Genomic DNA, 13,853 nt, shown 5'->3' with positions numbered 1-13,853 from the left:
TCTGGTAACGGAGAACCCAGGTCAGAGGGTCTTTGCGACGTGCTCCTCCGGTCTTCGCCCACGCAGCGTCGTCCTTCCGTCGGCTCTCAGCCGAGCTCGGTCGGCTCTGGTCCCTCATCCGGATCTGGCCTCACGGCCGCCCCTGTGTCGAGGGCGACGGGTCCGGTGGGGGCGGAGGCCGCGGCGACGGCGGCAGCTCCTGGGTGGGCTCGGACGTCTGTGTCGTCGGCGCGGGAGGGTCGGTCGTCGGAGGGGGCTCGCTCGTCGGTGGCGGGGTCGTCGGCTCCGGCTCCGTGGTCGGCTCCGGGTCGGTCGTCGGCTCCGGCTCCGTGGTCGGCTCCGGCTCCGTGGTCGGCTCCGGGTCGGTCGTCGGCTCCGGCTCCGTGGTCGGCTCCGGCTCCGTGGTCGGCTCCGGCTCCGTGGTCGGCTCCGGGTCGGTCGTCGGCTCCGGCTCGGTCGTCGGCGACGGTCTCGTCGTCGGTTCCGGCGCGGGAGGGGGCGTAGGGGCGGGGGCCGGCGAGGCGGGAGCCGGCGGCTCCGGGGGTGGGGGTGGTGGCGGCGGTGGCGGTGGCGGTGTCGACGCCACGACCAGCACCACGTCGGTGCCGTAGTCCACCACGGCACCCGCCTCCGGTCGATGCTCGACCACCGTGCCGGGCGCAGCCTCGGAGGTGGGCACGCGCTCGATCTGGCCCCGCAGCCGGTTGTCGAGCAGCAGGCCCACTGCCTCGACCGAGCGCAGGCCCACGACGTCGGGCACCTCGGACTGCCCGCTGGCCAGCACGAGCGTCACCGACGTCCCCGGGCTGACCTCCTCACCAGCCGCCGGGTCGGTGTCCGACACAGCCCCGTCCGCGAGGTCGACGTCGATGGTCTCGCTCACCTCCTCGGCGACGCGGAGCCCACGTTGCTCCAGGATGGTGCGCGCGGCCGACTCGCTCGACCCCCGGACATCGGGCACGGTCACCGCATCCGGGCCGGACGAGACACGGACGAGCACCGAGGAGCCCTCCGGCACCGAGACCAGGGCTTGCGGGTCCTGGCCGATGACGGTGCCGACAGCCCTGGTGCTGGCGACGAGCTCGACCTGCGCCACCAGTCCGAGCGCGGCGAGGTCGGCCTCCGCCTCGTCCCTCGTCAGTTCGGTCAGGGACGGCACTGTGACACCGGCTGCCTGGGTGGTCGCCGTGCCGGGACCGAACACCTGGAAGACGACCCATCCGACGCCGACCAGAGCGAGCAGCGCCACGGCCGCCGGTGCGGTCCAGGTGCGACGCCGGCCGACCCCGCGCGACGGTGCCGGTGCCTCGTCCCCACCGCGCGGCCCGCCGGCCGTGACCTCCGACATGGGCAGCCCCAGGGCTGCCAGCCCAGCAGCCGCCCTCCGCGCGCCCTGGGACGCCGGCGCATGGGGCAGCGAGGAGGCCGGCACGCCCTCGAGCGCCGCCAGGAGGTCCTCCCGGAACTCCCGGGCGGAGGCGTAGCGCTCGGCCGGGTCCTTCCGCAGGGCATGCAGGCACACGGTGTCCAGGGCCTCGGACACGTCCGGGCGCACCGACGAGGGCCGTGCCGCCTCCTCGTGGATGTGCTGGTGGACCAGGGACATCGGGTCACCGACGAAGGGGGCCCGGCCCGCCAGCAGCTCGTAGAGCAGACAGGCCGTCGAGTACAGGTCGGAGCGGGCGTCCACGTCCTGGCCCTGCGCCTGCTCCGGCGAGATGTAGCGCGCGGTGCCCAGCACGTCGTTCTGCAGGGTCGTGGTGCCGCTGTCGGCGAGAGCCCGCGCGATGCCGAAGTCCATGACCATGACACCCCCGTCTGCGGTGAGCATGACGTTGGCGGGCTTGATGTCACGGTGGACGATGCCGTGTGCGTGGGAGAGCTCCAGGGCAGAGAGCACCGCGGCCACGATGCGCGCAGCCTCGTCGGGGTCGACCCCCTCCACGCCGTTGAGCAGCTCTCGCAGGGTGTGTCCCTGGATGTGCTCCATGACGATGTAGGCCACGGGTAGCGGTGCGCCTCCCGACTCGATGACCTCGTGCTCGCCCCAGTCGTAGACGGTGACGATGGAGGGGTGGTCGAGCTGCGCAGCGGCGCGCGCCTCCCTGCGGAAGCGGGTGAGGAAGGAGGGGTCTCGGGCCAGCTCGCTGCGCAGGATCTTGACGGCGACGTCACGGCCCAGCTTGAGGTCACGGCCGGCGTGGACGTCGGACATCCCGCCACGTCCGATCAGCTCCCCGATCTCGTAGCGGCCACCGAGCACCTTCAGCTCCTGACCCGTCATGTCAGCCCCCGGTCAGACCCTCACAGGAGCGGAGGGCGTGACAGGCCGCGGGCCGGCGACACGCCGCGGACGCCGAGTCCGTCGGGGCGCATGGGTGGTCCTGGGCATGACTCCAGGGTCGCACGCCGGCCGCCCGGCGACCAGCGCTGACGGAGGCCAGGGCCGGCTCGGCGACGGCCGTGACCGACGGGTGGCGCGTGTTCGGCGACCTTCAGCCGGACAGCCCGTCCGCCAGGAGCTCCGCCAGATGGCGAGCCCTCCGGGGCGTCTCCTGCGCGATCTGGGTGCGGCAGCTGAACCCGTCGGCGACGACGGCGACGCCCTGCCCGGCAGCCCGTACGGCCGGGAGCAGCACTCGCTCACCCACCGCGCGCGACACGTCCTCGTGCCCGGCCTCGAAGCCGAAGTTGCCCGCCAGCCCGCAGCACCCGGAGTCGGGGACGGTGACCTCGATGCCGGCGGCGGCCATCAGGTCGCGGTCCGCGGAGAAGCCCATGACCGAGTGCTGGTGACAGTGCACCTGGACCAGGGCCTGTCCACCGACCTGCGGGGGTCGCCAGTCGCCGGCCCGGTCCCGTAGCAGCTCGGCGAGGGTGACCACCTGGCTCCTGGCCCGGACGGCGAGGTCTGCACCACCGAGCAGGTCTGCGGCGTCGTGCCGGAGCATCGCCGTGCAGCTGGGCTCGAGGCCCACCACCGGGGCTCCGGCCCGCAGCGCCGGCCCGATCGTGTCGAGAGACCGGCGCAGGACCGCCTGGGCCACCCCCAGCTGTCCCGTCGAGACCCAGGTCAGCCCGCAGCAGACGGGCCCGCGAGGGAGGTGGACCTCGAACCCTGCAGCCTCCAGGACCCGCACCGCCGCCTGCCCGACCTCAGGAGCGAGGTAGGTGCTGAAGGTGTCGGGCCACAGCAGCACCGGGCCTCGGTGCCCGGTCCCCTCCCGTGCTCGGTCGGCGAACCATCGCGTGAGACTGCGTCGGGCAAAGCGGGGGATCTCCCGGTCGGCGATGCCGCCGACGGTCCGCAGCGCCGGTGCTGCCGGCGAGCCGGTGACCGCGTTGACCAGGCTGGGCGCCAGGCTTGCCGCACGTGCCCACACCGGGAGCCAGCCCATGGACCAGTGGGACCGTGGTCGCCGCCACGGTCGGCCCTTGTAGTGGTGGTGGGTGAACTCGGCCTTGTAGGTCGCCATGTCGACGTTGACCGGGCAGTCCCCCAGGCACCCCTTGCAGGACAGACAGAGGTCCAGTGCGTCGCGCACCTCGGTGGAGCGCCAGCCGTCGGTGATGACGTCGCCCTCCAGCATCTCGAACAGGAGATGGGCGCGTCCCCTCGTGGAGTGCTCCTCCTCCCGGGTGACCTGGTAGCTCGGGCACATCACACCGCCCGAGGTCTGACGGCACTTGCCGACACCGACACACCGACGCTGGGCCTGCGCGAAGTCCCCGTGGTCCTCGGGGTAGGAGAAGATCGTGGCGACGTGCCGGTGCTGGGCCCGACCGGCCACCCGGAGGTCCTCGTCGACCGGTCGAGGGTCGGTGATGACGTGCGGGTTGAGCACACCGGCCGGGTCGAAGATGCTCTTGACCTGCTCGAAGACGGCCATGGTGTCCGTGCCGTACATCCGCGCCACCATCTCCCCGCGCGCCCGGCCGTCCCCGTGCTCCCCCGAGACGGAGCCACCCAGACCGACCACGAGGTCGGTCGCCTGCTCCAGGAAGGAACGGTAGTCACGTCTGCCTGCGTCGGTGAGGAAGTCGAAGTCGATCCGCATGTGCATGCAGCCCTCGCCGAAGTGCCCGTAGGAGGCACCGGAGTAGCCGTAGCGACCCAGCAGCTCGTCCAGGCCGCGCAGGTAGGCACCCAGCCGCTGCGGCGGCACGGCGGCGTCCTCCCAGCCGCACCAGGCCTCGGCGCCGTCGGCGCGCCGCGTGGCCAGCCCGGTCCCGTCACGGCGGCACCTCCAGAGCACGGACTGTGCCGCCGGGTCGGTCACGGCGGAGGAGGTGGAGCCGGGTATGCGGTCGCGCACCTCCTCGGCGATGCTCGCGGCCCGGGCGCCCGCCGCGTCGAGGTCGTCGTCGCCGACCTCGACGAGCAGCCACATGAAACCGGCGGGCAGCCCTGCGGACGTCGCGGCTGCGCGCACGTCGGCCGGCAGCCGGTCGACCAGGGTGGCGTTGATGGACTCCATCGTCAGGGGCCGGTGGGGCAGCACGACCGGCACGCTGTCGGCCGCCGCGCCGGCGTCGGGGAAGCCCAGGGCCAGCAGCACGCTCGCCGTCGGGAGCTCCACCAGCCGCAGGGTCGCCTGGAGGGTGGTGGCGAGCGTGCCCTCGCTGCCACCCAGCAACCGCGCGACGTCTACGCCACGCTCCGGCAGGAGGTGCTGCAGGGCGTAGCCGGAGATCTGCCGGGAGAAGGTGCCGAACCGCCGCTCGACCAGCCTCCGGTGCTCCTCCCCCAGCGCCAGGAGACGCCGGGTCGTCTCACCTTCGGGGCCGCTCAGCGCCGCGATCTCCTGGCGGCCGCGCGCACGGCCGTCGGGAGACTGCAGTGACAGGCGCTGGCCGTCACCGGTGACCACCTCGAGGCCGAGCACGTTGTCCGCCGTCGTACCCCAGGCCACCGAGTGCGCCCCGCACGCGTTGTTGGCGATCATGCCCCCGAGCGTGGCCCGCGTCGCCGACGAAGGGTCGGCCGCGAAGGTCAGGCCGTGCGCGCGCGCTGCAGTGTTGAGATGGCTCAGGACGACACCTGGCTCGACCGTGGCGGTGCGGGCCACCGGGTCGAGGTCGAGGATGCCGGTGAGATGCCGGGAGACGTCGAGGACCACGCCCCCGATCGCGTTGCCGGCCATGGTCGTGCCCCCGGCCCGCAGCACGGTGGGCGCACCGGCCTCCCGGGCCACGGCCAGCGCCACCACGAGGTCGTCCACGTCCAGCGGGGTGACCACAGCGTCGGGGACGACCCGGTAGTTGCTGGCGTCGACGGCATACAGTCCTTTGGCCGTGGGGTCGTCGGCGACCGGCCCCCGGACCTCTGCCCGTAGGCGCTGCACGGTCGACACGATGTCGTGGTTCATGGGGTCCTCTCACCGAACCGGGACGCTCCCGGGCCATACTATTGTCGACAATCGAGATCTGGAGGGACACATGGCCACCGTCGGCCTGCTCTACCCGGGGCACTCCGCCGAGGACGACTACGTCCACGCGGAGCGGATCCTCGACGCGGCGGCACCCGGGGAGCCGCATCGCTTCCCGCTCACCCACACCTCCGTGGGCGAGGACGCGCACCGGGTCGACGCACTGCTGGACCTCGGGTCGGCGGAGCGGCTGGCCGAGGGGGCTGACCGGCTCGTGCGGGACCACTCCCCGGACGTGGTCGTCTGGGCCTGCACCTCGGGCAGCTTCGTCTTCGGCTACGACGGCGCCCGCCGACAGGTCAAGCAGCTGCGGGAGCACACCGGCCGCCCGGCCACCTCCACCTCCCTGGCCTTCGCCCGGGCCGTGCGGCACCTGGGACTGTCCCGGGTCGCCGTGGCGGCGTCCTACCCCCGCGACGTCGCGGTCCACTTCGTCGACCTGCTCCACCGTGCGGGGGCCACGGTGACCGACATGACCAGCCATGAGATCGTCACGGCTGCCGAGGTGGGCACCCTGGACGCCGACCAGGTCGCCCGTCTGGTCCGGGAGGCTCCTCGGCGGGGTGCGCAGGCCCTGCTCGTGCCCGACACCGCGATGCACACGCTGGGGCTCGTCCCTGCCCTGGAGGAGGCAGCAGGCATGCCCGTGCTCACCGCCAACCAGGTCACCGTCTGGGACGGCCTGCGACTGCTGGACCACGTCCCGCACGCACCTGGCCTGGGGCGGCTGTTCGACCATGAGGCGTCCCGGTGATGCCCCCTGCCGTGACCGACCCCTCGTCGCTCACCCTGCAGCCGGTGGTGCAGCAGTCGACCCCGATGATGATCGCGGCGCGGGTGCGCACGGCGATCGCCCGCGGGGACTTCCCACCCGGAGCACAGCTCTACGAGGCCGAGCTGGCCCGGCAGCTGGGGGTCAGCCGGGGGCCTCTCCGGGAAGGGCTGCAGCGGCTGACCCAGGAGGGGCTGCTGGTCTCGATCCGTCACCGCGGCCTGTTCGTGGTCGAGCTCACCCCGGAGAACGTGCGGGACATGTACCTCGCCCGTGAGGCGATCGAGCGCTGCGCCATCGCCGTCGTCGTGGAACGGGACCCCCAGGGCACCGCCGACGCGCTGCAGCCCGTGCTCGACGAGATGACGCTGGCAGCGGACCGGTCCGACTACCGCGGGGTCGCCGAGGCCGACATCCGGTTCCACGAGGTGCTCGTCGACCGCGCCGGCAGCGAGCGCCTCGCCCGCGTGCACGCGACGCAGGCGACCGAGGCGCGCGTCTGCATACAGGCCCTGGGCCAGAGCCCGCAGGACGCGCTGCTGCGGGTGGAGGAGCACCAGCGCATCGCCGACGCGATCCGTGCGGCCGACGGCCCCCTCGCGCAGTCGCTGCTGGCGCAGCACATGGCCGACGCGGTCGCGGACCTGACCCAGCAGCCGCGCGAGGCCCCCGCAGGCTGACCCCCGCGGCTCCGCGGGTCAGCCCATCGCGATCCCGATGTACTTCGTCTCGAGGAACTCCTCGATCCCGACCGACCCGCCCTCTCGCCCCAGACCCGACTCCTTGATGCCGCCGAACGGTGCGTAGGGGTTGGACACCACGCCCTGGTTGAGGCCGACCATGCCGGCCTCGATGCGCTCGGCGACGCGCAGAGCCCTCCTCAGGTCGTTCGTGAAGACGTAGGCGACCAGACCGTAGGGGGTGTCGTTGGCTGCCGTGACCGCCTCGTCCTCCGTGGAGAACGGGGTCAGCGCGGCGACCGGCCCGAAGATCTCCTCGGCGGCCATCCGGGCCTCACCCGACACACCGGTCAACACGGTCGGCGGGTAGAAGAACCCTGGCCCGTCGGGGCGTCGACCCCCGGTGAGGACGTCCGCACCGCGGTCCACGGCATCGCGCACCAGCATCTCGACCTTGTCCTGGGCCGCGTCGTCGATGAGCGGGCCGACCTGGCTGCCGTCCTTCGTGCCGTCACCCACCGTCAGATCCGACATCCGGGCCGCCAGCCGTTCGCCGAACTCGCCGATGACCGACTCGTGGACGTAGATGCGGTTGGCGGCGGTGCAGGCCTCACCCATGTTGCGCATCTTGGCCTGCAGACATCCGGCCACCGCCTCGTCGAGGTCGGCGTCCTCGAAGACGACGAAGGGTGCGTTGCCACCCAGCTCCATGGACGTGCGCAGGACCTTCTCGGCGGACTGCTCGAGCAGGACCTTGCCCACCTTGGTGGAGCCCGTGAAGGACAGCTTGCGGGCCAGCCCGGAGCGGATCAGCGGCTCCATCACCTCGCCGGAACGCATCGCCGGCACCACGTTGACCACACCCGCGGGCACCCCGGCCTCGCTCAGGACGTCCGCCAGCGCCAGCATCGACAGCGGTGTCTGGTGCGCGGGCTTGATCACGCTGGTGCACCCCGCAGCAAGGGCCGGGCCGATCTTGCGGGTGCCCATCGCCATGGGGAAGTTCCAGGGCGTGATGAGCAGACAGGGGCCCACGGGCTGCTTGGTGACCAGGAAGCGTGCCCCACCCTGAGGGGAGGACTGGTAGCCACCGTCGATCCGCAGCGCCTCGCCGGCGAAGTGACGGAAGAACTCCGCGGCATAGGCGATCTCGCCCCTGGCCTCGGCCACCGGCTTGCCCATCTCGAGGGTCATCAGCAGCGCGAGCTCGTCCTGACGCTCCATCAGCAGCTCGAAGGCCCGCAGCAGCATGCCGTGCCGCTCCAGGGGGGTGGTCGCAGCGAACGAGGCCTGGGCGGCCGACGCTGCCTCCAGGGCTCGGCGGCCGTCCTCCGGGCTCGCGTCAGCCACCGCGCAGAGCACCTCGCCGGTGGCAGGGTTGACGACGTCGAAGGTCGCCCCACCGGTCGCGTCCACCCACTCACCGCCGACGTACATCCGGGTGCGTGTCCGTGCGAGCAGCTCCTGGGCGGCAGTGGTGGTCATCCGTCCTCCTTGATCGGTGTCGCGCCTACGCTACGCTCATCGCAACATTGTCGACAATCGGACAACACTGCCGATGTCCGAGGAGGAACCCCATGGCCCAGCTCTCATCCGTCCTGGCTCAGGCCACCCCCGTCGTCGCCGCGAGGGGCGAGGGCGCGCTCCTCTTCGACGAGCAGGACCGTCGGTATCTGGACTTCACCGCCGGCATCGGCGTGACCAGCACCGGCCACTGCCACCCGCATGTCGTCAAGGCCGCACAGGAGCAGGTCGGCCGGATGATCCACGCGCAGTACACGACGGTCATGCACCGCCCGCTGCTGGACCTGGTGGACCGTCTGGGCGAGGTGCTCCCCCAGGGGCTCGACCGGCTCTTCTTCGCCAACTCCGGCTCTGAGGCCGTCGAGGCTGCGCTGCGCCTGGCCCGCCAGGCGACGGGACGGCCGAACATCGTCGTCTTCCACGGCGGCTTCCACGGCCGCACGGTCGCGGCCGCGTCACTGACCACCTCGGGCACGAAGTTCCGCTCGGGCTTCTCGCCGCTCATGGCCGGCGTCACGGTCTCCCCGTTCCCCGACCCCGCCCACTACGGATGGTCCCAGGAGCAGGCGACCGAGTTCGCGCTGGACCAGCTCGACTACACGCTGCAGACGCTCAGCGCACCGGCCGACACGGCCGCCTTCATCGTGGAGCCCGTCCTGGGAGAAGGAGGCTACGTGCCCGCCAGCACGGAGTTCTTCGCCGGACTGCGGGAGCGCGCCGACCGTCACGGCATCCTGCTGGTCGTGGACGAGGTGCAGGCGGGCTACGGGCGCACCGGCCGGTTCTGGGGCCACGACCACTTCGCCGGCCGGCCGGACATCCTGGTCACGGCCAAGGGGCTCGCCTCCGGCTTCCCCCTGTCGGCGATCGCGGCGTCTGCCGACCTCATGGGGAAGGCCTGGCCGGGGTCGCAGGGGGGCACCTACGGTGCCAACGCCGTCGCCTGTGCGGCCGCCCTCGCCACCCTCGACGTCATCCAGCAGGAGGACCTCGTCGGCAACGCCGCGACCCGCGGGGCGCAGCTGCGCGCCGGCCTGGAGAAGGTCGCGGCCCGCCACGACGGGATCACCGACGTGCGGGGCCTGGGCCTGATGCAGGGCTGCGAGTTCCGTGACGCCGCAGGCAAGCCGGACCCGGTGGGCGCGAAGGCGGCACAGCAGGCGGCCCACGAGCACGGTCTGCTGCTGCTCACCTGTGGCGCATGGGGTCAGGTCGTCCGGTTCATCCCGGCGCTGGTGGTCACCGAGGCACAGGTCGACGAGGCGCTGCAGACCTGGGAGCGGGTGGTTGACAGCGTGCGGTGAGGCACCGCCTCCGACGAACGTCGTATTCCCTCGGCCGTGCGGTCGGCGTGACGCTGGAAGTGCGTCACCCGACCGTGGCGACGCACTTCGCACCGGAAGAGGGAAGACCATGGAACACACACCGAAGAAGCGCTGGTGGGGCGTGGCACTCCTGTGCAGCGCCGCTCTGGCCGTCGGCGCGGGGGCCGGAGCCCAGGGCCAGGAGGCGCCTGCACAGCCCGACCCCGCGGTCGAGAGCTGCGGCACCTCCACCACGGAGGCGCCGAGCGGCCTGTGGTCCGGCGGCCGGACCCACAACCACGCCGTCTGACGGCAGGGCGACGGGCAACGCAGCCGTGGCCTCGCTGCCCGTCGCGACCCCAGGACCCCTCCCCGTGCGCGGGGAGGGGTCCTGGCCTCGGTGGCCGTAGGAAGCCCGGCGGCTCAGAGGTTGCCGCGCCGCTCCTGCTCGCGCTCGATGGCCTCGAACAGCGCCTTGAAGTTGCCCTTGCCGAAGCCGAGCGACCCGTGGCGCTCGATCAGCTCGAAGAACACCGTCGGCCGGTCCTGCAGGGGCCGGGTGAAGATCTGCAGGAGGTAGCCGTCCTCGTCCCGGTCGACCAGGATGCCGCGCTTCTGCAGCTCCTCGATCGGCACGCGGACCTCACCGATGCGGGCCCGCAGTGACGGGTCCTCGTAGTAGGAGTCAGGGGTCTCGAGGAACTCGATGCCCTCCTTGCGCAGCTCGTCCACGGTCCGCAGGATGTCGTTGGTGGCCAGGGCGAGGTGCTGGGCTCCCGGGCCACGGTAGAAGTCGAGGTACTCGTCGATCTGCGAGCGCTTCTTGCCCACGGCCGGCTCGTTCAGCGGGAACTTCACGCGATGGTTGCCGTTGGCCACGACCTTGGACATCAGGGCCGAGTAGTCGGTGGCGATGTCGTCGCCGATGAACTCCGCCATGTTCACGAAGCCCATCACCTTGTTGTAGAAGGTGACCCACTCGTCCATCCGGCCCAGCTCGACGTTGCCCACGATGTGGTCGAGCGCCTGGAAGAGACGCTTGGGGGCGCCCTCCCGCTTGACGTAGGTCGAGGACCGCTCCACGTAGCCCGGCAGGTAGGGGCCGGAGTAGTCGCCACGCTGCACGAGGGTGTGCCGCGTGTCGCCGTAGGTGGCAATGGTCGCGACCCGCACCGTGCCGTGCTCGTCGGTGAGGTCCTCCGGCTCCGCCAGCACGGTGGCGCCCACACTGCGGGCATGCTGGATGCATCGGTCCACATCCGGCACCTCGAGGGAGATGTCGAGGACTCCGTCGCCGTGCCGTCGAACGTGCTCGTGCAGAGGGCTGTCCGGGTCCACACCCCCCTTGACGACGAAACGGATCGAGCCGGACCGCAGCACGAAGGACTTGTGGTCGCGGTTGCCCGTCTCGGGCCCGGAGTAGCCGATGAGCTCCATGCCGAATGCGGACTGGTAGAAGTGCGCGGTCTGGGTGGCGTTGCCGACGACGAAGACGATGGCGTCCCAGCCGGTCACCGGGAAGACGTCGGTGGACTCGTCGTAGGGCACCAGGCCGACGAGCTGCTTGAGCTGGTCGAGCTCGAGGTCGGCGGTGCGCTCCTGCTCGGTCAGGGTGAAGGTGGTGTCGGTCATGGTGTCAGGGTGGGCGCAGGCACCGTGCTACGCAAGACATCCCACGAGGAATGGTCAGACTGCACAGAATGCGTCGTGCCTGCGCGGCGACGGTGCACACTGTGTCCATGCCACTTCCCGCCTCGCACCAGCTCGACACCCTCGACGCGCGCCTGTTGCAGCTCCTGCACGACGAGCCCCAGATCGGTGTGCTCGGGGCTTCACGTGCCCTAGGCGTGGCCCGGGGCACGGTCCAGAGCAGGCTGGACCGGATGACCGCACGAGGAGTCATCACGACACTCGCCCCTCAGCTGGACCCCGCGGCCATGGGCTACCCGGTCACCGCCTTCTGCACCCTCGAGATCCGGCAGGGCACGGGACCGGAGCCGGTCGTCCGGCACCTGTCGGACATCCCCGAGGTGCTCGAGGCGCACACCATCACCGGCGCCGGCGACCTGATGCTCCGGGTCGTGGCACGGGACAACGCAGACCTGCAACGCGTCATCGACCTCGTCGTGGTGCACGACCTGGTGGAGCGGTCCTCGACGGTGATCGCGTTGGCCACGAAGATCGCCTACCGCACCCAGCCCCTCGTCTCGGCCGCTGCCGACGCCTGAGCGGCAACGGTCCGCAGCACGTCGACCCCGAGCTCGTCGAGCACGGTCTCCACGGGGTTGGCGAAGGTCATCGACCCGTCCGTGGCTCCCGCGAACAGCAGCCCGACCACGTTGCCCTCGAGGTCCACGACCACCGACCCCGAGTCACCTCCGTCGGAGAACCGTGCGTTGCGTGCCCGGTCGGTCACCACCCTGACCTGGTGGCGCAGCGTGCGCTCACCCAGGTCTCCTCCGTAGTCCAGGCTCACGGTGAAGTCGACGGAGACCACCTGGCCGAACGTGTGTCCGGTGGTCCTCCCGCTCTTGTGCACCGCCGTCCCGACACCGGCCGGCCGGTGTCCCACCACGTCACCGACGGAGGCGATCTCGGCGGACCAGGAGACCCTCTCGTCGATCTCCACCACGGCCCCGTCGACCCCCTCGGAGAGCACTGCACGTGCCAGCGACCCGAACGGGGCGGCTGCCTCGGGGTCGTCGACCACCGAGGGATGGACCATGCGGTCACCCACGGACCACGAGCTGTCCACACAGGCGACGTGGTAGTTGGTGAGCGCCATGGTCACTCCCGTGGCCCGGTCACGCACGAGCGCCCCGAGCGTGCCCACGACATGGAACTCCCCCGGGCTCGGCACGTCCGGAGGGTCGAGGCGGATGCTGCGCTCGGGCCCCATGCTGATGCCGCCGACGATCGTGCCCCGAGGCTGCACCCCTGCCCGGAGCTGCACGCCGACCGGCACCACCAGGCCAGGCTGGAGCTGGACGAGGAGCTCCTGCACGTCGGTGCGCACCCCGTCGATCGACGGCGGCACCAGCTGGTCCGGAGGCAGCTCGCCCGCTGGTCGCTTGTGCCGGACGAAGACGACGATGCTGAGCTCGCCGGTGTCCTGTCCCCCGACCTGCTTGGTGTCGATGTCGACGCCCACCACTCCCGGACGTGCGATGAGCTGGTCCTCGACCCGCTCCTTGAGGGGACGGATCGACTCCCGTGCCTCCTCGTGCGACCGGTCCACCATCAGTCCACCTTCCTCTCCTGAGCCTTTCCCACGCTGTCACCGCACCACACGCCACCGACAGTCCCGGCCTCGTTGCCGGTCAGGGCCGTGGAAGCGGACCGGTCAGGGCCAGCGCGAGAGCCTGCGCTGCGTCCGTCACCGCCTCTGCCACCTGGGGCGAGGCGAAGGCCTGCAGCGCGACCACTCCCACCGAGGCCTCCAGCCCGGGCACCCCCTGCACCGGCGCGGCCAGACCGTGGGCTCCACTCTGCAGCTCACCGGCCGTCTCCACCACCGCGGAGCCTCCGGTCCGTCCGGCGAGGATGGCTCGCCCGGCGGCGCCCTGACGCAGAGGGTGACGGCTGCCGACGCGGTAGGCCACGTGGAAGTCGGTCCAGCTCGGCTCCACGACCACCAGCGCGAGCGCCTCCCCCGCCTCGGCGATGGTCAGGTGCGCCGTGGCCCCGGCACGCTCGGCCAGGTCCCGGAGGACAGGCCTGGCCACCTCCACCAGGACGGGGCGCATCGAGACCGCGAGCCGGGACAGGGCCGGCCCGAGACGCACCCGGCCGTCGGCCGCCCGGGTGGCGAAGTCGCGGGCCACCAGGGTGGCGACGAGCCGGTAGACCACCGCCCGGCCCACCCCGAGGTGCACGGCCAGCTGGCTGATGGTCAGCCCGGCGTGACCCTCCGACGACCCGAGCAGCTGCAGGATCTGCAGCCCACGGTCGAGTGTCTGCGCCCTCTCGGCGGCCGGTGCGGCCGTGTCGGCCTGGCCCTGCGGACCAGGCTTCGAGCCGGGTGCGGGCGGCTGCGGCGACGCGCTCCGGCTCACCCGACGCAGGCTAGCAACGCCACCCGCGCGTGCCACACGACACGGCCCGCACCCGGCATACCGGCAGCCCGGGCCGACCCGTACCATGG

11 protein-coding genes are annotated in these 13,853 nt (G+C 72.0%); 5 read left to right on the top strand and 6 right to left on the bottom strand.

Translation table 11 applies throughout. The features are described 5' to 3' along the window. Positions 1-130: 130 nt before the first annotated feature. Both pknB and LVO85_RS06925 read right to left on the bottom strand, forming a co-directional pair. Entirely contained in the window at positions 131-2,284 is a 2,154-nt protein-coding gene (gene pknB / locus LVO85_RS06930; RefSeq protein WP_232746670.1) for a Stk1 family PASTA domain-containing Ser/Thr kinase, read from the bottom strand. Between the two features lie 211 nt (positions 2,285-2,495). Beyond that, positions 2,496-5,369 carry an FAD-binding and (Fe-S)-binding domain-containing protein gene (locus LVO85_RS06925; RefSeq protein WP_232746669.1) on the bottom strand — a complete coding sequence of 958 codons (2,874 nt, stop codon included), beginning with the start codon at positions 5,367-5,369 and terminating at the stop codon, positions 2,496-2,498. Between the two features lie 70 nt (positions 5,370-5,439). Between LVO85_RS06925 and LVO85_RS06920 the strand changes: the two genes are divergently transcribed. Both LVO85_RS06920 and LVO85_RS06915 read left to right on the top strand, forming a co-directional pair. Next, entirely contained in the window at positions 5,440-6,183 is a 744-nt protein-coding gene (locus LVO85_RS06920) for a maleate cis-trans isomerase family protein (RefSeq protein WP_232746668.1), read from the top strand. Further along, positions 6,183-6,881, top strand: coding sequence for a GntR family transcriptional regulator (locus LVO85_RS06915; RefSeq protein ID WP_232746667.1), 699 nt, complete (start codon positions 6,183-6,185; stop codon positions 6,879-6,881). Before LVO85_RS06920 ends, LVO85_RS06915 begins: the two co-directional genes overlap by 1 nt. A gap of 18 nt (positions 6,882-6,899) precedes the next feature. Here the strand turns inward: LVO85_RS06915 and LVO85_RS06910 are convergent, their stop codons facing one another. Further along, a complete protein-coding gene (locus tag LVO85_RS06910; protein ID WP_232746666.1) occupies positions 6,900-8,366 on the bottom strand; it encodes an NAD-dependent succinate-semialdehyde dehydrogenase in 1,467 nt (488 codons plus the stop codon). A gap of 92 nt (positions 8,367-8,458) precedes the next feature. On the opposite strand from LVO85_RS06910, the gene LVO85_RS06905 reads away from it, so the two are divergent. Further along, positions 8,459-9,709 carry an aspartate aminotransferase family protein gene (locus LVO85_RS06905; RefSeq protein ID WP_232746665.1) on the top strand — a complete coding sequence of 417 codons (1,251 nt, stop codon included), beginning with the start codon at positions 8,459-8,461 and terminating at the stop codon, positions 9,707-9,709. A gap of 109 nt (positions 9,710-9,818) precedes the next feature. Further along, positions 9,819-10,019, top strand: coding sequence for a hypothetical protein (locus tag LVO85_RS06900; protein WP_232746664.1), 201 nt, complete (start codon positions 9,819-9,821; stop codon positions 10,017-10,019). Between the two features lie 113 nt (positions 10,020-10,132). Here LVO85_RS06900 and hppD read toward each other — a convergent pair whose 3' ends face one another. Then, the gene (hppD, locus tag LVO85_RS06895; RefSeq protein WP_232746663.1) at positions 10,133-11,341 is read right to left on the bottom strand and encodes a 4-hydroxyphenylpyruvate dioxygenase; all 1,209 of its coding nucleotides are present in this window, start codon (positions 11,339-11,341) and stop codon (positions 10,133-10,135) included. A 107-nt stretch (positions 11,342-11,448) separates the two neighbouring features. Between hppD and LVO85_RS06890 the strand changes: the two genes are divergently transcribed. Next, complete coding sequence (locus tag LVO85_RS06890; RefSeq protein ID WP_232746662.1) at positions 11,449-11,937, top strand: Lrp/AsnC family transcriptional regulator; 489 nt, start codon at positions 11,449-11,451, stop codon at positions 11,935-11,937. Here LVO85_RS06890 and LVO85_RS06885 read toward each other — a convergent pair. Both LVO85_RS06885 and LVO85_RS06880 read right to left on the bottom strand, forming a co-directional pair. Beyond that, positions 11,895-12,950: a S1 family peptidase gene (locus LVO85_RS06885; protein WP_232746661.1), complete on the bottom strand. Its 1,056-nt coding sequence runs from the start codon at positions 12,948-12,950 to the stop codon at positions 11,895-11,897. The genes LVO85_RS06890 and LVO85_RS06885 overlap by 43 nt on opposite strands. 79 nt (positions 12,951-13,029) lie before the next feature. Then, the gene (locus tag LVO85_RS06880; RefSeq protein WP_232746660.1) at positions 13,030-13,764 is read right to left on the bottom strand and encodes an IclR family transcriptional regulator; all 735 of its coding nucleotides are present in this window, start codon (positions 13,762-13,764) and stop codon (positions 13,030-13,032) included. Positions 13,765-13,853 lie beyond the last annotated feature (89 nt).

Source organism: Ornithinimicrobium sediminis (genome assembly GCF_021272345.1).
Taxonomy (GTDB): Bacteria; Actinomycetota; Actinomycetes; order Actinomycetales; family Dermatophilaceae; genus Ornithinicoccus; species Ornithinicoccus sediminis_B.
Note: the sequence above shows the minus strand (reverse complement) of the source record. Positions and strands in the feature narration are given on the sequence as shown.